Here is a 23,412-nt window from a genome sequence, read left to right as displayed (position 1 = left end):
TTATGGATGCACTAGTAAACATGGCTAAACCGGCAACAAATGGTACTTACGTCAAACAGGTAATGACCATCGGTTTTTTCTTTTTCATCTTCGGCTTTGTAACCTGGGTAAATGGAACACTGATCCCTTATCTGCGCATTGCCTGCGAGCTACAGGAATGGCAGGCCTATCTGGTTACCTTCGCCTTTTATATCTCGTATACCTTTATGGCGCTGCCATCCAGTCGCATATTGCAGCTTACAGGAATCATCAAAGGAATGCAGGTGGGCTTGCTCATTATGGCTGCAGGCTGTCTGTTGTTTGTTCCCGCGGCCATGATGCGCTATTATCCACTGTTCCTATTGGGTTTGTTTGTGGTAGGCGCAGGCACTACATTATTGCAAACTGCAGTAAATCCGTACATCACCAAGCTGGGCGATCCGGCCAGGGCCGCACAGCGGATCAGCATTATGGGGATTTGTAATAAATTCGCAGGTATCCTTGCGCCAATGATCCTGGGTGCTATTATCCTTAAAAATTCTGATGGTCTGCTGGCCGAATTGGAAAGCCTGGCTCCAATTGCAAAGACCGCACGCCTGGACGAATTGGCCCGGGATGTAATTATGCCCTATATTGTGTTAACCATTATACTCTGCATCATTGCCTTTGGTATAAAGTATGCGCATCTTCCTGAAATTACACCTTCGGAAGAAGAACAGGCCCTGAATGAAAAACAAGAACTGGCCAATACCGGTAAAAGTCATAATACTGCATTTGCGCTAGGTTTTACAGCCATATTTGTAACCGTAGCGGTAGAAGTAATTGCCGGTGATACCATCAGTAATTACGGTATTTATCATGGGGTAAGGCTTGATGTTGCTAAAAGCCTCACCTCTTATACGTTGGCATCTATGCTTACGGGGTATATTCTTGGTGCTTTATTTATCCCTAAACTCATCACCCAGGAAAAGGCGTTTTTGTATTCTTCCCTGCTGGGTATACTGCTTACACTGCTTGCGGTATTCGTACCGGGCCAGACCTCAATCGTATTTATCGCATTACTAGGCTTTGCCAATGCGATGCTTTGGCCGGCAATCTGGCCACTCGCTTTACATGGATTAAGTGGAGCCTTATTAAACCGCGGATCAGCCATATTGATTATGGGTATTGCAGGTGGTGCCATCCTGCCATTGGTTTATAGTTGGCTTTCACATATTTCCAACAACCAGCTCGCTTACCTGCTATTGGTTCCATGCTACCTTTTTAATGTGTATTACCAAATCTCCAGGACTAAAAAACAAACCTATCATGCTTAGCTCAATCTTACATATGCGTAATTTCTTATTTGTGATACTCACAGGTACTTCTATTCTTGTACAGGCAGCCGATGTGGAGGTAACCACTTATGGCGCCAAAGGCGATGGAAGTACCGTAAACACTGTCGCTATTCAAAAAAGTATCGATGCCTGCGCGGGATCGGGTGGGGGGAAAGTGATCTTCTCTGCAGGTAATTTCATGACGGCAACCATAGTCATGAAAAGCAATGTAACCCTTTACCTTACTGATGGTTGCACACTGATCGGCGTTAAAGGTGCCTCAAATTACCCATATCAGCAGGCAGGAATCCCTTTTTATGGAGAAAACTGGGCAAAGCAGGCACTAATCTATGCCAATAAAGCCGAAAATATAGGTATTGAAGGATCAGGAACAATAGATGGTCAGGGAGCGAGCTTCGAGATCAATACCATCAAAAAACCAGATCGTTATATGAACAGGCCGTACCTGATCTGGTTTGTAGGCTGTAAAAAAGTGAGCGTTAAGGAGGTTCATCTGCGTAATTCTGCATTCTGGATGCAGCATTACCTGGGTTGTGAAGACCTAGTCATAGATGGTATTTCTATCTGGAACCATTCGAATAAAAACAACGACATGATTGATATTGACGGCTGTAAAAATGTACTGATCACCAATGTTAAGGGAGATTCCGATGATGATGGTCTGACCCTGAAAAGTACCTCTAAACTCATTTCAGAGAATATTGTCATCAGTAATTGTGTATTCAGTAGTCATTGTAACGGGTTGAAATTCGGTACAGAATCTACCGGTGGTTTCAGGAATGTGACCGTCAGCAATATTGTGATCAAACCATCTGCGCAGCTGACCACCATTTATGGTAAGCCGGCCGGCAATAGCGGTATTTCACTGGAAATGGTAGATGGTGGGATTATGGAAAATATTACCATCAGCAATGTGGTAATTGATGGCCCTCAGGTGCCTTTGTTTATCCGACTGGGCAACAGGGCAAGGAAACATACCGATAACGCTCCGGCGCCAGGTATTGGCATCGCCAGGAATATCCACATTTCAAATGTGACGGCTACAGGTGCAGACATTACTGGCAGTTCGGTAATAGGACTCGAAAATGCTATTATTGAAAATGTCTCTCTAAGTAATATTTCCCTATCTGGTTCAGGTGGTGCTAAAGCTGATGCAATGTTCAGGAAGCTGGAAAGCCTGGCTGATCATTATCCTGAAGCCACTATGTTTGGCCCGCTGCCCGCATATGGCTTATTTATCAAACATGTGAAAGGTATCAGGTTAAACAACATCAGTTGCTCCTTTACGGAGACTGATGAGCGCCCTGCTATCGCACTGGAAAATACCAGCGATTTTGAAATTAAAGGCTTAACAATGAACAGCACTGCAAATACCAATGCACTGATTTATCTGAAGAATACAACAAGGGGGTTCATCACTGCAAATTCAGTGTACAACCCAGCAAAGCATTTCATCTGGAAGGAAGGTACGGTAACGGATGTAGCGGTAAGCAATAACAATCATCCGAAAATTAAATCAACCAGTAATCAAATCATAAAAAAATGATCTGCAAAATAAACATACTCATTTTGCTCTTATTGCTGAACATAAAACTGTTTGCGGCAGAGGTTCCGGTTGTGCCTTATCCTCAACAGGTACAGCAGGGTGTTGCTACCATAAAATTGGGTAAAAGCATAGCTGTTAAAGCGATTGGGATAGATCTGCCTATGTTGAAACGCCTGGCTGACGTCGCTAAATACAGCACCGATACAAGAACTGGTGTCGTCCTGAAGCTAAGCTTAAGTGGCAACAAAACGGTTGATGCATTGATAAAAGCGTATACTATACAGTTAAAGGTCGACTGGAAAACACAGATCGGAAAAGAAGGCTATGTGCTGGTGCTGAACAAAAAGGAACAGCTGCTGGTGGCGAACACAGAAACAGGCCTGTTTTACGGATTGCAGACTTTAAGGCAATTAACTGATGCCGGCTGGAATAAAGAGTTGGTTATTACTGACTGGCCGTCCCTGCCTAACAGGATCATGTTTGACGACATTAGCCGTGGCCCCATTTCAAAGGTCGCCTATATCAAACGGCAGATTGAAAGGATGGCAGCTTTAAAGGTGAATGGCTTGTCGTTTTATATTGAGCATGTGATCCAGACTAATGCATATCCCGATTTTGCCCCTGCGGATGGAAAACTGACTATTGCCGATGTCAAAGCGCTTGATGCTTATGCTGCGAAATACCATATGCAGCTGGTGGGTAGCTTCCAGTCATTCGGACATTTCAATAACATCTTGTCCCTGCCCCAATACCAGTCGATGGGCGAAACTTCTACTATGATCTCACCGCTCGATCCTAAGGCAAAACACTTTCTGGAAAGTGTGATTACTGAAATGTGTGGTGCTTTCAGCTCTCCTTATTTCAATGTCAACTGTGATGAGACTTTTGACTTGGGGAAGGGAAAATCTAAAAAATATACCGATAGTGTCGGTATCGCTAAATTCTATGCCGACCATCTTAAGTTCCTGTATGATGTGGTTAAAAGGAACGGCAAGAAACTGATGATGTGGGGCGACATCGCATTACAGCATGAGGAAATTCTGGACATGCTGCCAAAAGATATTATTTATATGACCTGGGAGTATGGTGATCCGAAATCGTACAGCAAATGGATAGACCCTTTTGTAAAACGTAACCTGCAGTTTATGGTTTGTCCGGGTATTTTAAACACCAACAGGCTCTTCCCTGATCTGGCCATCGCCAAAGCAAATATCAACGGATTTATCAATGAAGGCTATGAAAAAGGTGCTATTGGTGCATGTACGACCATTTGGGACGAAGGTGGTGACCAGCTGTTTTCGGAAGATTGGTACGGTGTTTATATGGCGGCAGAGAAAAGCTGGAATACAAAAGCTGTTTTCAACGATGGGTTTGATAAACGCTATGAAAAAACAGCTTATGGCACCGAAAATGGCGCCTATGTGAAAGCGATTGATAAGTTGATGGAATTGAGAGACCTGCCCCTGACTTACAATATGACTCACGAAATCTGGTGGCAGCAAATTTTGCCCCTAGATGGCGAGACCCTGATCCTGAACAATAAAGACGTACCAGAAGGTTTACGATTGGTGAATGAAGCCGCAGCGTTGCTGCAATTTGCAAAGCCTGCAAAAAATCTTTCCGACCTCGCTACATTAAAATACACTGTAGACCGTTACAACCTGCTTTTTGAGACCAGGACACAGATTGCGGCAATAGCAAAGTGGTACCAGAAAAATGAGGGGAAACAGGCCATAGGTTTAAACGAACAGATAGCCCTGCTGCAATCCTTAAAAAACCGTTATGTGGCTATGGAAGCTGATTTTCAAAACAAATGGAATCAGGAAAACCAGCCTTATACACTGGATTATGCACTAAAACCTTATAGAACACGTATTGCGGCTTTAAGTAGCCTTGAAGATAAACTAAAAACGATAAACAATGCTTCGGGAAATGCCAAATTGCCTGAGGCTGCGACTATAGGATTAAGTGTGCTGGAAAGCGACCGCTACTATTTCAATTACTGGTTGCTCAGTGGCCCTTTTAAAAACAACACATTTCCTGAATTTCTTTATTCTGAAGACCAACAGGCCAATCATCCGCCCAAACCCGGAGATTTTGCGCAGTACAACAGCAAACAATCCCGCTGGATGAAATACAATACCGACAATGGTGGCATCATCGATAAATTTAAAAATCCTGGGGCCGATACTTATGTCTATGCTTTTTGTACGATCACTATTGAAACCGCTAAACCACTATCAGCATGGATTGGAAACAACTCGGCAGTGCAGCTATTCTGTAACGGTAGTCAGGTTGCCGAAGGTGCTGTAGCCCCTGCAGGCAACATCGCCCTGCCAAAAGAGAAATCCTATGACCTGCCTTTAAAAGCAGGTACCAATTATATCGTGTTAAAGGTAAAAAGTAATGCCACAAGTGCAGCTTTCACCTTTCGCTTAGACACCAATGAGCCACTAACCAACCATAAACATAAATACACCATCAATGCTAACCAAGAGAGCCATGAAGCAGATTAAGATCCTGACCAGTTTAATCCTGGTCGCCCTTATTAGCGCCTCAATTCCTGCCTTTTCCCAGGTAAAAAAGGAAGAGATTGTAACCGCAATTGATCAGACGGCCAATTGTATTGTCAATGTGATCCTGGATGAGCAGGGTAAATCACGTTGTGATTACAACCTGACGGAAGGTAAATGGTATCCTTATGAGGTGCCATGGCATACTGGCCAGGCTATCAATGCCCTGCTGGCAGGCTATAAGATCAGGGGCAATGAAAGTTGGTTAAATGCGGCTAAGAAAGCCGGGAACTACTGGGTTGGTCTGCAGATCAAAGACCATCCCAAATTGAAAGGCATGCTTGGTGCTACACATGGTGATTTTATAGGCGATGATGTCATTGTTTTTGCCACCATATCTGATGGTACGCCAGGCATTTATGAGCTGAGCAGGGTAACCAAAGACAAAAAATATGCGAAGACGGCTACAGAGGCAGCTGAATGGATGATGAAAAATATGTACAATGCCGAGAAAGGGGTGTGTTATGACAATGTAGACTTGAAAACTGGTGAGGTACAGAAAGAATTCAGTCCCTTCTGGAAGGATAAAAAGGTTGGTGAACAAACATTATTCGATGTTTCCCGCCCAAATACCGAGGGCTCCTTGTTTAAAGATGCTTATGAGTTTTCGGGTAATGTAGCTTTTAAAGATGCCTTCATCAACTTATGCAATAGCCTGCTGAAGCTACAGGATGAAAACGGGATATGGTCTGACTTTATGCCTAATTTCAAGGACGTACATTCTTTCCACCCCAGGTTTAACCTCTGGTATGCCGAATCGCTGATTGAGGCCTTTAAACTAACCAAAGATAGAAAGTACCTGGAGGCTGCGGCCAGAACAGCACGCACGCATGCCAAAGCCCAGCAAAAAGATGGCACTATGTATTACGACAATTATACAAATGGCAAAGCACCAGACAAAGGATCTGTAACGGGATCAGAAGTTGCCCTTTCGGGCATCGTATGGATGGAACTTTCCAAATTAGGCTATAAGGAATTTGATGCCAATATCGAGAAGTCAGCCTATTGGCTAGTGCACAATCGTTTTGCTGAAGACCACCCCGACAAAAACCTGAGAGGGCAGGTGATAGAGACCCGAATCCGTTCTAAGGGCAAGGTCTGGTTGGTCAACCGCGACATCGGTACCAGCTTCGCACTCCGCTTTTTAAGCGATTACTACAAATTTAAATCATTTCAGAACTAACCGAATATATCAACCAAACAACCAAATGCAAACTCTAAAAAGAACTTGTCATGAAAAAATCTATTTTTAAATCATATCTCATGTGGATATTGGCAGTCATCATTTCCGCCGCAGGGATTAATTTTCCTGCTCAGGCCCAAACCACGGGCAACATCAGGGGTAAAGTGATTGATGAGCAGGGCGGAGCATTGCCAGGGGCCTCTGTAAAAATTAAGGGCAGCAACAAAGGGACTTCTTCCAGTACTACCGGCGACTTTCAACTGAATGACCTGAAACCGGGTAGTTATGTTGTAACTGTATTTTATATGGGCTTCAGTCCTGTTGAAACTAATGTGGAGCTTAAAGCTGGACAAACACTGGTACAAAACATTAGACTGGTTACGAGCAGCGTTGCTTTAAAAGGCGTTACCGTGTCGGGCGTGATGGAAGGTCAGCAAAAGGCCTTGAACCAGCAAAGAAACGCAGATAACATCAAACAGGTGATCTCTGCGGATTTGATGGGCCGTTTTCCTGATCTTAACGTCGCCGAATCACTGCAAAGGCTTCCGGGGGTAACCATCGGTCGTGAGCAGGGTGAGGGCTCAACCGTGCAATTGCGTGGTACACCGGGTGGCTATACCAATATCAATATTAATGGTGAACAGATTATGGGTACCCAGGAACTTGGGCAGCGGAATGCACAGTTGGACCTGATCCCCGCCAATGTGCTGGCTTCTATGGAGGTGGTTAAAACCTTAACCCCTGATCTGGATGGTGATGCGATCTCGGGTGCTATCAACTTAAAAACTCCGACCGCTATCAGTTTAAAGCCGCAATTATCGGTTGACCTTGGCGGCGGGTATAATAAACTGCGCGACAATTCAAATGGCATTGGTAACATCAGCTTTGGCCGTCGTTATGGTGCAACGGAGGATATGCCAAATGGTAAATTGGGTGTTACGGTTTCCGGTAGTTATTACAAAACAAACAATGGCTATGATGAGATCAACGCACAGGCCTGGCAGTTGAAAGATTTTGCTGATGGAAAGGGCGGTATCTATTTCCCAACTGATATCCGCCTCGTTTATCTGGAAAATGAGCGTACCCGCATGGGTGCCACAACTACATTGGACTATAGTTTCAGTCCTACTACTTCAATCGTGGCGAACTTAACTTTCAATAGTCTGGACAATGATGCTACCCGCTACCGTAAACGTACCCGTATGCAGACCGCCAATACCACATTTGCAAACGGTGTTTATACCACTACCCGGGGCCGAGGCTACAATGAGGTACTGGACAGACAGATGCGAAACAATAACATCAATTTCAGTTTGGAAGGTGAGACCATGTTAAGTAAGATTAAGCTGGATGGAGGAATATTTATTACCGGTTCTAATTTTGATCAGCGTGCTGCGGCGTACAACTATATCACGGGTAATGTTCCATTAACGATGACCAGTATATCAGGTGATTATATCCAGGCAACAGGCACGACAGATGCCAAAAATAATGCAGCTTTATACAACTATAATACCATTGAAGCGAATGACTTTAAAACAGAAGGTCGCAATTTTGTGGCTCGTGTAAACCTTACTTACCCCTACAAAATAGGTGATAATGATGCTTATTTTAAGATGGGTGCAAAGGTGAAAAGAATGAGCAACAAGCGTTTCAGACCATTAAGTACATTTGTAGCGAATTATAGTGGGCCTGCCGGTGTAGGTAATCTCAATAATTTTAAAGGAGATTCAGAAGTTTCCGCTGATTTTCTGGACAATAATATCAGTTTCGGTTTAGGCGTGGATAAGGACGCTACAATAGGCTTTTTTGATAGCAACCCTTCTTATTTTACGCAAAATGCGGATCAAAAACAAATATCAATCGATTCGTACTTTTATGATGCAGAAGAGAATGTGGTAGCCGGATATCTGATGAACCGCATTCAGTTCAAGAGATTGATGTTGTTAGGAGGTTTGAGGGTAGAGCGAACAGATGTTGATTACGATGCGAAGCTGGTAAATCAGGATGGTGATGGTAAACTGACTTCATCGGTGCCCGTTAATTCCAAATACAATTACACCAAATTTTTACCAAATCTGCAGGGTAAGTATGATCTGACCAAAAATATGGTAGCACGTGGTGCAGTATCTTTCGGTTATTCAAGACCGAACTTTAACGACCTGGTGCCAAGTCGTGTGGTGAGTATCCTGAACAGGACATTAACAGATGGTAATCCTGATTTAAAACCCGCATTTGCGACAAACTACGATTTCTCCATTGAACAATATTTAAGTAATCTGGGTATCCTTTCTGTTGGCGCATTCTACAAACACATCAATAAGTTTCAATATAACAGTGTGGTTACTTTAGCAGGCACAGAGTTTCCTGATGCTGCTGCTTACAAAGATTATCTGTATTACAAGACTTACAATGGAGATTTGGCCAAGGTAATTGGTGTTGAAGTTAATGCGCAGACCAACCTTACTTTTCTTCCCGGCATCCTGAAAGGAATTTCATTGTATGCCAATTATACTTATACTCATTCAAGGGCTGATGCATTGGGCAGGAAAAAACTCCGTTTACCCGGACAGGCTGATCATACTGCTAACGGTTCTATTTCTTATACTTTAAAAGGCTTTACGCTACAAGGAAACCTGAATTATAATGGGGCCTATACCTCAACATTAGGTACAGACGATGCGACTGATGTGATCAGGGCCGCACGTTACCAAATGGATGTGAACGCTTCTTTCCGGATCACCAAAGGCCTTACTATTTATGCCGAGGGTGTAAACCTGACCAATGAACCGCAGGTAGAATATTTTGGAGAGCGTTCCCGCATTTTTACGAAAACATTTTATGATTATTCGGCCCGTGCCGGATTAAAATACCGCTATTAAATGACGATGATTAAAGAATTTTTAAAAGACCATTTACAGGTTAAAATTTATTCAAATAGGAGGGAAATGGGCATCAGCGCTGCTAAAATGGCAGCGCAATGCCTCAAGGAATTGTTGCGACAGAAAGATGAGGTCAACATCATCTTTGCTGCGGCGGCTTCTCAGCTGGAGTTCCTGGAAGCCATTGTCCTGGAAAAAGATATAGAATGGGCCCGGGTAAATGCGTTTCATATGGATGAATATACGGGCTTGCCAGTAGCTCACCCACAACGTTTCGGAAATTTCCTAAATGAGCGGATCTTTTCGAAGCTGCCGCTGAAAAAAGTTTACTACCTGAATGAAGAAGGCAATGATACCGAAGCTGAAAGTATACGGTATGCTGCATTGCTGCAAAAGATGCCACCGGATATAACGTTTATGGGCATAGGTGAAAATACACATCTTGCGTTTAATGACCCGCATGTAGCCGATTTTAACGACCCTGTGCTGGTGAAGATCATCGACCTGGATGAACCCTGCAAGCTTCAGCAGGTACACGATGGCTGTTTTGCTACAGTTGCTGATGTGCCTTCGTATGCTTACACCTTAACCATCCCGGCCTTATTGCAGTCGGCCTATATTTTTTGCATGGTTCCTGGTAAAAATAAAGCACAGGCAGTGAAGCATACGCTGACTGAGGCCATTAGTGCAAAATATCCATCTACTTCGTTAAGAGATCATGCTGATGCCATCTTGTTTTTAGATCAGGACAGTGCCGCACTCATTCTTTAAAAAATTAGGCCATGAACTTATTCCGCAAGATATTTTTAGGTATAGGAGGTACGGCAGTCTTAATAGGAATGTCATTAAAGGTATTCCCGCAGGAAAATGATGGCTTGTCTGTCGCAAAAAAGGTTGCAGATAAGGTCATTGCCGATACCCATTTTGCTTTTACGTTAGTGCCTCAAAAAGAAGTGCTGGGCTTGCAGGTGGTCGATTTTAGAAGTTTGAGGCCTGTGTCAGGGCAGCAGGTCTATGCCAAGAGCAAGCTTACCGCCATTAGCGATACCGTCCTTAGCTTTGGCCTCAGCTATGCCGGTCAGATCAGCATCTGGATCAACAGCAAGCCAGTGTATGATGGAGAAAATTCTGTTGTTAAAATCCCTAAAGAGATTTCCTATAACCGGTTTACCTTTAACCAGCGGTTTTCTACTGGTTTAAAAAAAGGGGATAATGAAATTGTGATCCGTTATACGGCCGTTGAGGCCGGACTTCCAGTCGTATTTTTAATGCCAGCCACAAAGGAGGGCGACCTGGATACAGCTGCAAAATTCGGCTCCGGAATTAAAGAGGAAAGCCAGAATACTGCCTGGATGCTTTTAGGACCACTTCATAAAACGCAGCAGCTGAGTTTGCATGCCGGACTACCTGATTACCTGATGGAAGGTACAGGGGTATTAAACTGGGCTAAAAGTCCGCAACGTTTTATACCTGAGCTAGAAACACCGGCCAATGCCGCCTATCAGCGTGATCCCTACACCGACTGGCATTATTCGCATGGTGCAATGGTTTGGAGCATTATGGCACTGGATGCAGACGGAAAGTATAGTGCTTTTGCAAAGCAATACATTGATTTTACGCTGCAACAGATACCTTATTTCGGTTATCAGTACAATTCGCTATTCGCCTGGCGTGGAAGTTACCATAGGATTTTCAGACGCACCATGTTGGATGATACGGGGGCACCAATTTTACCTTTTTCGGAATGGTTGTTAAGGGAAAAGAATGCAGCCGTTAAAGAATTGGTGATGCCTATAGCTAACTATGTAGCGAACGAACAACACAGACTAAAGGACGGTACTTTTTGTCGGCCTGAACCTGTGGAGTTTACCGTATGGGCGGATGACTTGTTTATGGGGGTGCCCTTCCTGTTGCAGATGGCAGAAATTACCGGTGATCGCAAATACTATGATGATGCCAGTAACCAGGTTTTAAACTTTAGAAAATACTTGCTTGACCCTGCAACAGGATTATACAAACATGCCTGGTTTAATGACAAACGGCAACAATCTGCGGCCTATTGGGGGCGTGCCAATGGCTGGGTTGCCTGGGCTAATGCGGAACTGCTGGCGAAGCTGCCAAGAACGCATCCCGCCTACAAGCACGTACTCCGGAATTTCCGACAGGAGATGAAAGCATTGATCGCTTATCAGGATAAAAACGGCTTCTGGCACCAGGTATTGGACAGACCTGATTCATACGAAGAAACTTCCTGTACGGCATTGTTTACAATTGCCCTTGCCCGAGGTGTTCGGGAAGGCTGGTTAAATGCGGCTTATAAGAAAAACGCTCTTGCCGGCTGGGAAGCGGTTAAGACAAAAATTGATGAAAATGGTGTGGTACATGGCATTTGTCAGGGTACCGATATCGGTTACGATCAGGAGTTCTATATGAAAAGAAAAACGATAGACAATGATCCCCGTGGCATGGGCGCTGTGATTACTGCAGGCATAGAAATATCAAAACTCCGGAAATGAGCAGACAACGGAAATTAAACCTGGTATTTTTAATGTGGACTGTAATGGGCCTGGTTTCCTGTACTGAAAATGTCGGGCAGAATTTATACCTGTACGATATGGGAACCGAAAACTCGGCTGTTGAAAAAGGGTATATACAGGTTACGCCGGTTAGTACTTATACTGAAAAAGACGGTTACGGTTGGTTAAATAAACCTGCAGGGGCCTTTGATACCCTTGCCGGGAAATGGAACAATGGCCTGAACAGGGATGGGGTATGGGCAAAAGACAGTCTTGTTTTTAAGGCAAACATCCCCAATGGGGTATACCTTTTAACGCTTACCTTGGGCGATAATACTGAAAAACAGTTAAACCAATCTGTTTATTTTAATGGAGCACTTATTGCAGGTTCGGTGATCACACCCTGGTACCGTATTCCCTTTAAAAGTGTAAATAAAAAAGTAACCATCAGCAATGGAGTAGCGGTTGTAAAGATTAGCTCCGCATTGCTGGTGGCAGTTCAAAATATTGAATTTCGGCCTATTAACAGGCAAAAGATCAGCACGCTGACCGGATTTGAACCAGATACGGTTGCCGTAAAACATTTAAGGGGAGATTTTGCCGTTAAGTATTTAAAAGCTAGTTACTATTATGACCTGGGCGCCTGGTCGAAATCAGCCAAAACTTCGGGCATCAACTTTACATTTAGAATGTACCTCGCAGCAGATATGCTGGAGCAGATTGCCGCTTTTGAAAATGATCCTTTATATGATAAAGCCATTTACCTGCTGGCTAAAATCCATTATTGGTTAGACCAGGAAGACAATGATCCTTACCATGAAGCTGAAGCCAGAAAGTATTTTACTATCCTCAAAAAGAAATACCCGGACGCGGAACTGCTTAAGATGTACCTAGGTGAGCAGATCCCCTTTGAGGTGCCGGATCATGTTGATGGAAAAGGTGCACCACAATGGGCGGTTAAGCAGCATGAGGCTATGCAAAGAATGTTGAAAATCATTTACTGGTGGGTAAATGAACGACAGGAGGCGAATGGCGAACTGGGTGGTAAATATGGTGATGATGTGGAAATCCTGCGCTGGTGGCTGCCTGCAATTTTAGGTGCGGACGATGCTACGGCAAAAAGAGGGTACATGCGACTGGCGGATGGGGTTTGGAACAGTGGTATCATGGAACGTGGCTTTGCTAAAAAAATTGACGATGTAGAACATTCTGCAGAACTGTTTCGTGATACACATCCTTCGATGTTTATGATCCGTTATGGAGATCCCGAATACATAGAACGCTGTCTGATCAGTATGCAGAATTTTGAAAAAGTATGGACAGGTATTACGCCTAAGGGGCACCGTCATTTTAAGTCCTGCTACCTTTCTGCAACTGCAGTGCTGGAGCAGGCGCCCATGAATGTGGATGTCCCGCTTAATGCAAGAGCAGTTTTGCCGGGTTTATGGGCCGTCTGGTATAACCGGAACCCTACATTGATTAAGCTATTTAGCGAATGGGGCAATGCCTGGGTAGCAGATGCTGCCCGTACCGATGGAGGAAAGCCTGCGGGTGTATTGCCTGCGGCAATTGCTTTTGCTGATGATGGGATAGGGGCGCATACGGGTAAATGGTATGACCCTGGGCTGGAATACGATTATTATAAATGGGAGAGCTTGGGTCATGTCAATGAAATGCAGGCGCAATTGATTGGCATGTACGGTATTACCCGCAATACGGCTTTTTTAAAGCCTGTGAATTTTTGTTACGACCTGATGATCGGTGCTGCCCAGGAGAAACTACCGGAGAATCCTGAACCAGGTTCATTAAATTGGGTAAAAAAGGTATTGTTCCAGGGTGGGGTAGATAAGGGCGGAGCAGATAATCCGATGACTGATGTTTTTGCTATGGCCGGGCGGATCAGCAACAGTTCTAAGTATGATGAGTTTATTGCGCTTCATGGTAATCCTTATAACAAATATTTGGTTAACAAAGATCCGGAAACCATCAATAAAGGCTTTGAGGAATTGCTAAACTCGCTAAGGTATAATTTTCCGCTTTTAACTACTGAAGTTAAATATACTGACCGTGTTTATGTACGGGGTAGCGAGCTGCTGTTTGGTATGTATACCGGGCATTTTGGTTCGGGATACGAATACCCCTCAACAGTGGCCACCTGGAAAAATACAGGGCCGGATATGGGCGTATTCGTCCGTCATGGTGACGCTACATCGGCAACAGTTTCTCTTTACAATTTTGGGGAAACCAGGACGGTAACCATGCAAACCTGGCTGCTGGAACCCGGCACTTACAAACTGAGTAGCGGCACTGATACCAATGATGATGGAGAAATTGATGCAGATCAATTGGAACGGATCCTTGTGCTGAAGGAAAGGGTAAACCAGGTGCAATTGCAGGTGCCCGCAGGGAAACTCCAGGCGGTGAGGATTGAACAGTTAAAAGCATACCCGAAGATTGAAGCTGCGGCTGATGTGGCACTTTCTGATCAGGATATATCAATTGTTAATGATCAGCTCAGTGTTAAAATCCATAACGTAGGGAATGTGACGGCCAAAAACATCAGGGTTGAACTGTGGGCTGGCTCGAGAAAGATCGGCTTGAGCAAAATAGCAGAGATTCCCGCACCAAATGACTTGGTTCCACGCTGGAAAAAAATCAGCTTTAAAATCAATACTGGCATGGCAATATCAGCGATTTCAGTTAGGGTATTTACAGATCATCCCGAAATTACTACACTTAACAATACCGCATCCTATCGTTTAACCCCGTAAATACATATATTATGGCAGGATATAAGTTAAAAATATTGTTCATCTTATTGCTTATCGGGCTTGCGTCATTATCCGCTAAAACCCAATCTGTTAATCTTAAAAAGGAATATGGGAACACATTGGTTCAGCTAGCTGATGTATTGTTGCAACACCAGTTGAAGGAAAAGGGTATGCCTGGTTTTGGTGCACTTAAGTGCGACTATGACGGAGTGTTACACACCAGGGCCTCAGAGTCGGTATATCCTTTTGCTGTGGCCTATAAAATTACCGGTGAGCGTAAATACCTCGAGGCGGCGATCCGCACCGGCAACTGGCTGATTCAGCAGCAGGAGCAAAACGGAAGCTGGAAAGAAACGCCTGAAGAATGGACGGGTACCACGACCGACCAGGTTTTAATGCTGATGCTGGCCTGGGACAATATTGCTCCTCAGTTCAGCAAAACTGAAAAAGACAGCTGGCGCAACGCGATACATCAAGCGGTTGATTATTTGCATGGGGTAATGACACCCGAGTTTGCCAGTATCAATTATGTGGCAACCACTTGTGCGACCCTGGCGAAGGCGGGCATTTTTTTTAATGACCGCAAATATGCTGACAGGGCGAATGAACTGGCACATCGCACAGTTTCCAAGATGGATGAGGACGGCTTTTTAAATGGAGAAGGCGGGCGTACCCATGCCAACAAACTGGGTGTAGACCTGGGCTACAGCATGGAGATGTCTTTATGGGGCCTGGGCCTTTATGCAAAATTAACTGGCGATACCCTGGTTAATAATGCGGTTAAACATGCGCTGAAAAGCCATCTTTATTTTATTTACCCTGATGGTTCGCTGGACAATTCCTGGGGCATCCGCTCCAATAAGTGGACTACCTATGGGGGAGCCACCTCTGATGGTTGTCAGGTTTTATTTTCGCTATATGCAGATGAAGATCCCAGGTATGGTGCTGCTTCGTTAAAAAACCTGGAATACCTACGCCAAAATATCCTGCCGAACGGACTCATCGGCTATGGGCCGCAACACGAAGAAGTGATGGATCATCCTCCTTGTATTTATCCAACTTTTACCAAGGCCAAGAACCTTGCTATGGCTTATGAACTGGAAACAAAGCTAAGCAGGGTGCTAGCGAAATTGCCAACGGAAGAAAGTGGCTGGGTAAAATACTTTAAAACAATTGATGTTGCTCAGCTGCGTACCGAAAATTTTATGGCTACCATCACTTCTTATGGCTATAAAGATTATAAAGCCGGGGCAAAAAGCAAATACATGTATCGCCCGGCGGGTGGAACGATTTCTGCTTTATGGGTAAAGGATCATGGTTATTTGACTGCATCAAGTGTAACGGAATACTCCAGACCTGAACCGATGAGCTTTCCTGAAGCACCTGGCGTCAGGTCCTTAACTCCAAGAATAGAGTTTACCGATAGTCTGGGTTATTTTACGAATCTGTTTGAGTTCGACAGCAGGATGGAAGCGAAGCAGGCAGGTAGCAACAGATTTGAAGTCAGCGTTTCTGGCGAACTGAAGGATAAGAACTGGCTGGCGGCTGGCGTTGGCTACCATATGAAATATCTCTTTTCTGATAGTGCCGTAGTAAAAACAATCAGACTGATTTATCATGATGCCTGGCCGGTGGTAAAAATCATTGAACCCATTATTCATTATAAAGGGATGGTATTTACGAAAATCGATGCCTATACGGTTTTGATCAGTGCGGGTAAACATAAATTCAGGTTTAAACTGCTTTCTGATAATGCGGTATTAAATATGGGTAAGGGTGCTGAGCATTATTGGGCACCATACCCGGCATTGAAGGCTTTTCCTTTGGAGCTGGAGATTCGGCCTGCAGCGGATGGTTTTAACCAGGAAATAAGTTATGAAATTTTAGTGCTTTAGGAAAAAATTACCTTCTTAGAGGAGGCCTCAGGCGCTGTTGCCCTTCAGCAACAGATGCCAGACTCCGAAAAGAACGGTTATTTTTTTAACTTGGCTTCGTTCCAATAAACATCCATTTCTGCCAAGGTCATATCTTGTAATTCTTTGCCACTTTCTTTGGCTTTGCTCTCTAAATATTGAAAGCGTTTAATGAATTTTTTATTGGTTTTTTCCAATGCATTTTCTGGGTTAATATTGATGAAACGTGCATAGTTTATCAAAGAGAATAACAAATCGCCAAACTCCTCTTCAGCCTTTTCAATATCAATAGCCGAATTATCAACGACATTAAACTCCGCTTTAAACTCTTGCATTTCCTCTTCCACCTTTTCCCAAACCTGAGACTTATCTTCCCAGTCGAATCCAACACCTCTTGCTTTTTCTTGTATGCGGCTTGCTTTTACTAACGATGGCAGACCGGCGGGTACACCTGCTAGTACAGATTTATTACCTTCCTTCAGTTTAATTTTCTCCCAGTTGCGTTTTACATCCTGTTCATCCTGCACTTCTACATCACCATAAATATGCGGGTGACGGTTAATCAGCTTGTCGCACACGCTGTTTAATACATCTACAATAGTAAAGTCATTGGTTTCCGAAGCAATGCGTGCGTAAAACACCAGGTGCATCATTACATCACCAAGCTCTTTTTTTACCTCATCAAGATCGCCTTCTAAAATGGCATCCGACAGTTCGTAGGTCTCTTCGATAGTAAGGTGTCTCAAGGTTTCCATGGTTTGTTTTTTATCCCATGGACATTGTGTGCGTAGGGTATCTAAAACGTTTAATAATCTAAGGAAAGCTGATGATGGATCTATTGCGGTAACTGGAGGTATATTATTGGGCATTGTTAAGAATTATTTTACGATGTTAAAGGTAACCATCATTGTGGTTAAAAAAAGAACCAGCAGGCCAAATAGGAAGATAAAATCGGCCGACCTCTCTAACTTGTTATTTAAGTCTCTTTTTTTTCGCATAGAGAGAAAGGAAAGAATGGAGCTGGTCATGAATAAAATAATGGCCAGCGCTGTGGTTTCATCAATCAAAGTACTATCCTGCATTTTGGATACTTTTATGGAGGTAAGTACAATAAAACACAGTCCAAGTAAGGTGGCGGATGTATTTAGGATATGGGGTGATTTGTTCTCTTCCATAAATTGGACTATTCTTGCTCTTCGAGTTTTATTTTCTTGGTGATACGGTATACCCTTCGTTTCTTTAAAGGTTTTTCTTCGCTCCCCAATAAAACTCCCCATGGTTTTAACTGGTCAACTTTATCAAAAATGATTTTAAGTACGGCAAGGTAGGGGATACACAGAAACATGCCTGATATACCCCACATCATTTCGCCAATCACAATGCCAATAAAGGCAAATAACGCATTGATTTTTACTTTTGAGCCGACCACTAATGGCATTAATACATTTCCATCAAGTGCATGAACAGATACGAAAGCAATTATAATGAGTAAAACTTTGCCAGCTCCGGCGGTAGCAAAAGTGATGAGTATACTGATCAGTAATGCCGTGAAAATACCTAGATAGGGAATGATATTAAAAATCCCTGTAATCAGACCAAGTAGAACGGCATATTTTATATTCAATATCAAGAGTATAATGACCATTAATATGGTAACAATAAACATCTGTAAAAATAGACCGGTAACATATTTTTTTATAATGTATTGTACCTGTCTAACCACTTCACTTACCTTTTGTGCATGTCTTTCTTCGAAAACCGAGGTCAGGAAATTGAAAAGTACGCCACGATAGTTAAGGATAAAAAAGGTAAATAAAAGCAGGAAAAATAGGAATAGGAGCGTAGAGGATAAAGTAAGTAATGTAGCGCCAAGTACAGATGCACTTGTGGACAATGCACTACTAGCGCTATTTTTAAGGTAATCTATCTGTATTTGGGTGTTGACATTGAATGTCTTGGAAATCCAAAGTTGTATGTCGTGAAAGGAAGTTTCAGCCTGGTGTTTCAATAATGGCCAGTCTTTCCAGAGATCGGTAAGCTGATTGGCTAGAAAGTAAAGTATGCCTGTAATGACAACAATCATCAATACTACGGATACAATGGAGGCAATGCTTCTTTTAAAACGCCATTTTCGCTCCATGTAACCGGCAAGGGGTAGTAGCAATAAAGCCAGTAAAAAGGAGGTAAGCAAGGGGGCCAAAAGGGTTTGTCCTAAAATAGCCAGGTAGCCCAAACTAATAATAGAAAATAACACCATTGCTAATTTGGTGTAAAAAGGCAGGGAGATGTTTTTCATTTATAGATGGGTTAATGATTACGTAAATTAACCAAAAACAAATGCCTTGCCAAGATTAAGAAAGAATAATATTTTACTGATGAAGTTATTTATGCTTTTGTAGCCCTTAGCATTTCTCTTTTTCCGGGAGCACCTGGTAATTTCTCTATACTAAAGCCAATGCTTTTTAAGGCGCGCTTTAACTTGCCGGTAATGGCATAGGTTACAAAAATGCCGGATGGTTTAAGGAATTGACAGACATGGGCAATGATTTCATCGGTCCACATTTCGGGTTGGTGCTGTACCGAGAAAGCATCGTAATAGATCAGGTCAAACTGCTGCGCTGTTTCGTACCGATGTAGGTAGGTGTGTACGATTTTTAATTGCTGATCTGGCAGGATGCTTACTGCTTGTTGTAGGGCTTTGCCATAATTGTTGATCACCCCGTCCCATATCGCCTGTGGCACATAGTTATTATATCCTGTTGATTCTAGCTCTTCGATTTGTAGAGGGAAGGCTTCTAATGAGGTATAATTAAGCTTTATTTGATTTTTCTGGCAATAATCAGCACTTAGTAAAAAATTAAGACCTGTACCAAAACCAACTTCAAGAATATTAATCTCCTGACCGGGAAAACTAGTAATGGCATGTTTTAGTCCGGCATCAATAAATACATGTTTGCTTTCTTGTAGGGCGCCATGTTTGGAATGGTAATGTTCGCCAATGCTTTCGTTGTACAGGGTGTTTGAGCCGTCGGCAGTTAAAGTGATCTTATTCATTCCTGCAAACTTAGATAAAATAGTTTTTAACTTAGTGCTTATTAATTACTGTTATGGATATAGAATCATTGAGAGACTATTGTCTCAGCTTGAAGGGGGCTACTGAAGGAATGAAATGGGATCATCTCTGCTTTATGATAGAAGAGAAGATTTTTGTGCTTGCGTCATTAGAGGATGGGCATCTTTGTCTGAAATGTGATCCAGAGGGTTTTGATGAGCTTACAGCTCGACATGGCATTAAGCAAGCACCTCACTTTGCACGTAGACAATGGGTAGTACTAGAAAGTCTGGAGATCATGCCTGATCAGGAACTGCAAAAACGTATTGCCGAATCGCGTGCATTGGTTTTAAGTAAGCTACCTAAAAAAACTCAGGCCAAATATCAATAATTGACTACTTGTTAAACCAGTAATAAATTTTGGTCAGCCCAAGCCGTCTGAGGATGGTGCCAGTAAAGGAAAATACATTTATCGTCTTCATCTCTTCTCGTTTTATATGTATTTAACATATTTTAACAAAAAATATTGTGTGATTGTAAAGTTTATGTTGTAAAATTTTTGCGTTGACCGATGTATAATCCGGTTATTACCAGTAATGTGCCGGCGATGGTGTATAGTGTAATGGGCTCATTTAACAACCACCAGGCGTAGAAAAAGCCAAACAAGGGACAAAGAAATAGCCATAGCGAAGCTTTTACAGTATCTATTTTTAACAGGTAAAACCAACAGATCAATCCAACTACAGAAACGGCCAAGCTAAGCCAAAGCACCGAATAAATTAACCTACTGTCAAATTGTATCGAAGAGAAATCGCTCATAGAAAAGGTAAATGGTAGTAAGAATAGTCCACCAAGCGTTACTTGCCAACCATTAATCAATAGGTTGGGCACTGTCCATGTAACGCGCGCATAATAAACACTGGCAAAGGAAACAGCGACCATGCTTAACATCAATATAGTCACGCCGAAAATAGAGGTGCCGCTATTTTTAAGCAATGGATAAGTGGCAAGTGCGATACCTGCCATACCAATAATGATACTTATGATTTCACTTTTGGCAGGTTTTCGACCCATTAGCCATGAGGAAAGTAAAACGATCAATAGGGGATTGGTAGAAGTGGCCAGACTGCCGATACCGGCAGCCGTATATTTCATGGCAAAGACATACATGCCAAGGTATACTGTAGTATTTAAAAAGCCAAAAATGGCTAGTTGTCGCCATTCTTCTGTATTGGGTAGTCGGTATTGCTTATCTCTGCTAATCAGGTAACAATACCCTAGTAAAACAGCTCCGGCAATAAAGAAGCGAAGGTTTCCGAGTATTAATGGTGGGGCCGATAGGATACCAAATTTGGTGGCTACAGATGCAGAAGCCCATAACATGGCAAATAATAAGCCGGTAAGTATCGTTTTCATTACGACAAAGGTAAGGTAAGAAGTAATGTTATTTGCAGCATTTTATATAAGTTTGTCCAAACTAATTTTTTATACGAATGAAGAAACTGATTCTGCTGATCCACCTGGTATCAATTGCTTTTTGTGGTTTTGCCCAAAATAAACAATTGACCATGCAGGATGCGATGAGCAATGCCCGGACCGTACTTGCGCCCGAAAACTTATCTCAAATTCAATTTATTTACGGAACTGAGGATTATGTATATGCCAAACGTGTTGGTAATACTCCGGTTTGGTTAAGTGGCAATGCTAAAACTAAAGAAGATCAATCATTTTTGACTTTAAGTTTGCTAAACCAAAAACTAAGGGCAGCACAACAAGATACTTTAAAAGTGCTGCCTATGATTCAATTTAATCAGGGTACGAATTGGATTTTAAACCTTAATGGTAGCAAAGTAGCGCTTGATCCGGTTAAAAATACAGTAGAAGCACTTGTTGATAAGTCGTTAATGGGGATGGCTAATGTTGAGGAAAGTAAAGCAGGTTATGTTGCTTACCTTGATAATTTTAATCTGTTTGTAGCTAAAGGTGCAGACAAAAAGCAGGTGACTACGGATGGTAGCAAGGATATTGTATATGCTTCATCTGTACATAGGGAAGAATTTGGTATTAGCAAAGGAATTTTTTGGAGCAATAGCGGTAAGCTACTTGCTTTTTACAGAATGGACCAGAGCATGGTTACGGATTATCCGATTATCGATTGGACTACAAGACCGGCTCAGAATGTGAACATCAAGTATCCTATGGCTGGCGATAAAAGTCACCAGGTAACGCTAGGGGTTTACAACGCTGAAACGAAGAATGTAGTTTACATAAAAACTGGTGAGCCTGTTGAGCAGTATTTAACTAATATTGCCTGGAGTCCAGATGATAAATATGTTTATATAGCAGTATTGAACCGTGGACAAAACCACATGAAGCTAAATCAATATGATGCGGTAACTGGTGATTTTGTGAAGACTTTGTTTGAAGAAAAAGATGAGAAATATGTGGAGCCATTGGTCCCTATGTTATTCTTAAAAAATGATCCTTCGAAATTTATCTGGCAAAGCAATAGAGATGGCTGGAATCATTTGTATTTATATAGTTCGGCAGGAAAGCTGTTAAAACAATTGACTAAAGGACCTTGGGAAGTGTTGGATGTGAAAAATTTTGATGCGAAAGGTGATCAATTGTTTTATGTGTCGACAGAGGAGTCGCCAATCACAAGAAATCTATATGTGTTGAATGTGAAATCTGGTAAAACCAGGAGAATTACACAAGGGTTTGCAGTGCACAATGCACAGGTAAGTGCCTCTGGAAATACCGTAATTGATAGTTATAGCACGCCTAACGATCCAAAGGTGATTCAACTGGTTGAAACGGCTACTTTAAAAACTAAGGAATTGTTAAAAGCTGCTAACCCTTTAGCTGCTTATGCAACGGCAAATGGTTCAATTTTCACCATTAAAAGTAAATCGGGTGATGAGCTGTACATGAATTTGTACAAACCGGTAAATTATGATGCGAATAAAAAGTATCCTGTGGTTGTTTATTGGTATGGCGGCCCGCATGCGCAATTGATTACCAATGGCTGGAACGGCGGTGCTGGCGACTACTGGTCGAGATATATGGCTCAAAATGGTTATGTAGTGCTTACAATTGATGTAAGGGGTAGCGATAACCGAGGTAAGGCTTTTGAACAGTCTATGTTCCGTCGTGCAGGTGATGTACAAATGGAAGATATGATGACTGCTGTTGATTACTTAAAAAGTCAACCTTATGTAGATTCAGCTAATATGGGTTTATTTGGCTGGAGTTTTGGCGGTTTTGCAACCACTGATTTCATGTTAACACATCCGGGAGTTTTTAAAGCTGCAGTAGCAGGTGGTCCAGTGATTAACTGGCAGTTCTATGAAATCATGTATACTGAACGTTATATGGATACGCCACAGGAAAATCCTGAAGGTTACGCGGCTACTTATCTGAGCAACAAAGTTGATCAGCTGAAAGGAAAGTTGATGTTAATCCATGGCCAACAAGATCCTGTAGTTGTACAGCAACATTCAGTTGATTTTGTGAAGCACGCCGTTGATAAAGGTGTGCAGGTTGATTATATGATTTATCCTGGTCATGAGCACAATGTAATGGGCAAGGACCGTGTGCACTTATATCAAAAGGTAACGGATTATTTTGAGGTTTATTTAAAGGGGAAAAAATAACCTA

Annotated in this window: 16 protein-coding genes; 11 read left to right on the top strand and 5 right to left on the bottom strand. The window is 42.6% G+C overall.

What is annotated here, in order from left to right:
* Window positions 1-2 precede the first annotated feature (2 nt).
* From FBD94_RS22755 to FBD94_RS22715, 9 genes are read left to right on the top strand one after another with little or no spacing between them, the layout of a single operon-like run.
* The gene (locus tag FBD94_RS22755) at window positions 3-1,295 is read left to right on the top strand and encodes a sugar MFS transporter (RefSeq protein ID WP_136881917.1); all 1,293 of its coding nucleotides are present in this window, start codon (window positions 3-5) and stop codon (window positions 1,293-1,295) included.
* Window positions 1,288-2,862: a glycoside hydrolase family 28 protein gene (locus FBD94_RS22750; RefSeq protein ID WP_136881916.1), complete on the top strand. Its 1,575-nt coding sequence runs from the start codon at window positions 1,288-1,290 to the stop codon at window positions 2,860-2,862. The genes FBD94_RS22755 and FBD94_RS22750 overlap by 8 nt, the downstream gene beginning before the upstream one ends.
* The gene (locus FBD94_RS22745; RefSeq protein ID WP_136881915.1) at window positions 2,859-5,378 is read left to right on the top strand and encodes a beta-N-acetylhexosaminidase; all 2,520 of its coding nucleotides are present in this window, start codon (window positions 2,859-2,861) and stop codon (window positions 5,376-5,378) included. Before FBD94_RS22750 ends, FBD94_RS22745 begins: the two co-directional genes overlap by 4 nt.
* Window positions 5,365-6,618 carry a hypothetical protein gene (locus FBD94_RS22740; RefSeq protein ID WP_136881982.1) on the top strand — a complete coding sequence of 418 codons (1,254 nt, stop codon included), beginning with the start codon at window positions 5,365-5,367 and terminating at the stop codon, window positions 6,616-6,618. Before FBD94_RS22745 ends, FBD94_RS22740 begins: the two co-directional genes overlap by 14 nt.
* Before the next feature lie 50 nt (window positions 6,619-6,668).
* Window positions 6,669-9,500, top strand: a complete 2,832-nt coding sequence (locus FBD94_RS22735) for a TonB-dependent receptor (protein WP_136881914.1) — start codon at window positions 6,669-6,671, stop codon at window positions 9,498-9,500.
* A complete protein-coding gene (locus tag FBD94_RS22730; RefSeq protein ID WP_317131574.1) occupies window positions 9,501-10,271 on the top strand; it encodes a 6-phosphogluconolactonase in 771 nt (256 codons plus the stop codon). It abuts the gene before it with no gap.
* Window positions 10,272-10,282: 11 nt separating this feature from the next.
* Window positions 10,283-12,016 (top strand): glycoside hydrolase family 88/105 protein, encoded by a 1,734-nt coding sequence (locus tag FBD94_RS22725; protein ID WP_136881913.1) that lies wholly within the window; start codon window positions 10,283-10,285, stop codon window positions 12,014-12,016.
* On the top strand, window positions 12,013-14,787 hold the full coding sequence (locus FBD94_RS22720; protein ID WP_136881912.1) for a tetratricopeptide repeat protein: 2,775 nt from the start codon (window positions 12,013-12,015) through the stop codon (window positions 14,785-14,787). Before FBD94_RS22725 ends, FBD94_RS22720 begins: the two co-directional genes overlap by 4 nt.
* A gap of 11 nt (window positions 14,788-14,798) precedes the next feature.
* Window positions 14,799-16,682: a hypothetical protein gene (locus FBD94_RS22715; RefSeq protein ID WP_136881911.1), complete on the top strand. Its 1,884-nt coding sequence runs from the start codon at window positions 14,799-14,801 to the stop codon at window positions 16,680-16,682.
* Between the two features lie 77 nt (window positions 16,683-16,759).
* Here FBD94_RS22715 and mazG read toward each other — a convergent pair whose 3' ends face one another.
* The 4 genes from mazG to mnmD form a co-directional block, all read right to left on the bottom strand.
* Complete coding sequence (gene mazG / locus FBD94_RS22710; protein WP_131608962.1) at window positions 16,760-17,569, bottom strand: nucleoside triphosphate pyrophosphohydrolase; 810 nt, start codon at window positions 17,567-17,569, stop codon at window positions 16,760-16,762.
* Between the two features lie 9 nt (window positions 17,570-17,578).
* Entirely contained in the window at window positions 17,579-17,875 is a 297-nt protein-coding gene (locus FBD94_RS22705) for a hypothetical protein (RefSeq protein WP_131608960.1), read from the bottom strand.
* 8 nt (window positions 17,876-17,883) lie between these two features.
* Window positions 17,884-18,996, bottom strand: a complete 1,113-nt coding sequence (locus FBD94_RS22700) for an AI-2E family transporter (protein ID WP_136881910.1) — start codon at window positions 18,994-18,996, stop codon at window positions 17,884-17,886.
* An 89-nt stretch (window positions 18,997-19,085) separates the two neighbouring features.
* Complete coding sequence (mnmD, locus tag FBD94_RS22695; protein WP_136881909.1) at window positions 19,086-19,754, bottom strand: tRNA (5-methylaminomethyl-2-thiouridine)(34)-methyltransferase MnmD; 669 nt, start codon at window positions 19,752-19,754, stop codon at window positions 19,086-19,088.
* A 53-nt stretch (window positions 19,755-19,807) separates the two neighbouring features.
* Here mnmD and FBD94_RS22690 point away from each other — a divergent pair, with 53 nt between their 5' ends.
* Window positions 19,808-20,143: an MmcQ/YjbR family DNA-binding protein gene (locus tag FBD94_RS22690; RefSeq protein ID WP_136881908.1), complete on the top strand. Its 336-nt coding sequence runs from the start codon at window positions 19,808-19,810 to the stop codon at window positions 20,141-20,143.
* Window positions 20,144-20,295: 152 nt separating this feature from the next.
* On the opposite strand, the gene FBD94_RS22685 is transcribed toward FBD94_RS22690, so the two are convergent.
* Window positions 20,296-21,168, bottom strand: coding sequence for a DMT family transporter (locus FBD94_RS22685; RefSeq protein ID WP_136881907.1), 873 nt, complete (start codon window positions 21,166-21,168; stop codon window positions 20,296-20,298).
* A 77-nt stretch (window positions 21,169-21,245) separates the two neighbouring features.
* Between FBD94_RS22685 and FBD94_RS22680 the strand changes: the two genes are divergently transcribed.
* Complete coding sequence (locus FBD94_RS22680) at window positions 21,246-23,408, top strand: S9 family peptidase (RefSeq protein WP_136881906.1); 2,163 nt, start codon at window positions 21,246-21,248, stop codon at window positions 23,406-23,408.
* The last annotated feature ends 4 nt before the right edge of the window (window positions 23,409-23,412 follow it).

The organism is Pedobacter hiemivivus, assembly GCF_005144565.1.
In the GTDB taxonomy this organism is placed as follows: domain Bacteria; phylum Bacteroidota; class Bacteroidia; order Sphingobacteriales; family Sphingobacteriaceae; genus Pedobacter; species Pedobacter hiemivivus.
Note: the sequence above shows the minus strand (reverse complement) of the source record. Positions and strands in the feature narration are given on the sequence as shown.

Coding starts and splice junctions, on each gene's coding strand:
- FBD94_RS22755 (WP_136881917.1), top strand. CDS start 3: ATGGATGCACTAGTAAACATGGCTAAACCGGCAACAAATGGTACTTAC.
- FBD94_RS22750 (WP_136881916.1), top strand. CDS start 1,288: ATGCTTAGCTCAATCTTACATATGCGTAATTTCTTATTTGTGATACTC.
- FBD94_RS22745 (WP_136881915.1), top strand. CDS start 2,859: ATGATCTGCAAAATAAACATACTCATTTTGCTCTTATTGCTGAACATA.
- FBD94_RS22740 (WP_136881982.1), top strand. CDS start 5,365: ATGAAGCAGATTAAGATCCTGACCAGTTTAATCCTGGTCGCCCTTATT.
- FBD94_RS22735 (WP_136881914.1), top strand. CDS start 6,669: ATGAAAAAATCTATTTTTAAATCATATCTCATGTGGATATTGGCAGTC.
- FBD94_RS22730 (WP_317131574.1), top strand. CDS start 9,501: ATGACGATGATTAAAGAATTTTTAAAAGACCATTTACAGGTTAAAATT.
- FBD94_RS22725 (WP_136881913.1), top strand. CDS start 10,283: ATGAACTTATTCCGCAAGATATTTTTAGGTATAGGAGGTACGGCAGTC.
- FBD94_RS22720 (WP_136881912.1), top strand. CDS start 12,013: ATGAGCAGACAACGGAAATTAAACCTGGTATTTTTAATGTGGACTGTA.
- FBD94_RS22715 (WP_136881911.1), top strand. CDS start 14,799: ATGGCAGGATATAAGTTAAAAATATTGTTCATCTTATTGCTTATCGGG.
- mazG (WP_131608962.1), bottom strand. CDS start 17,569: ATGCCCAATAATATACCTCCAGTTACCGCAATAGATCCATCATCAGCT.
- FBD94_RS22705 (WP_131608960.1), bottom strand. CDS start 17,875: ATGGAAGAGAACAAATCACCCCATATCCTAAATACATCCGCCACCTTA.
- FBD94_RS22700 (WP_136881910.1), bottom strand. CDS start 18,996: ATGAAAAACATCTCCCTGCCTTTTTACACCAAATTAGCAATGGTGTTA.
- mnmD (WP_136881909.1), bottom strand. CDS start 19,754: ATGAATAAGATCACTTTAACTGCCGACGGCTCAAACACCCTGTACAAC.
- FBD94_RS22690 (WP_136881908.1), top strand. CDS start 19,808: ATGGATATAGAATCATTGAGAGACTATTGTCTCAGCTTGAAGGGGGCT.
- FBD94_RS22685 (WP_136881907.1), bottom strand. CDS start 21,168: ATGAAAACGATACTTACCGGCTTATTATTTGCCATGTTATGGGCTTCT.
- FBD94_RS22680 (WP_136881906.1), top strand. CDS start 21,246: ATGAAGAAACTGATTCTGCTGATCCACCTGGTATCAATTGCTTTTTGT.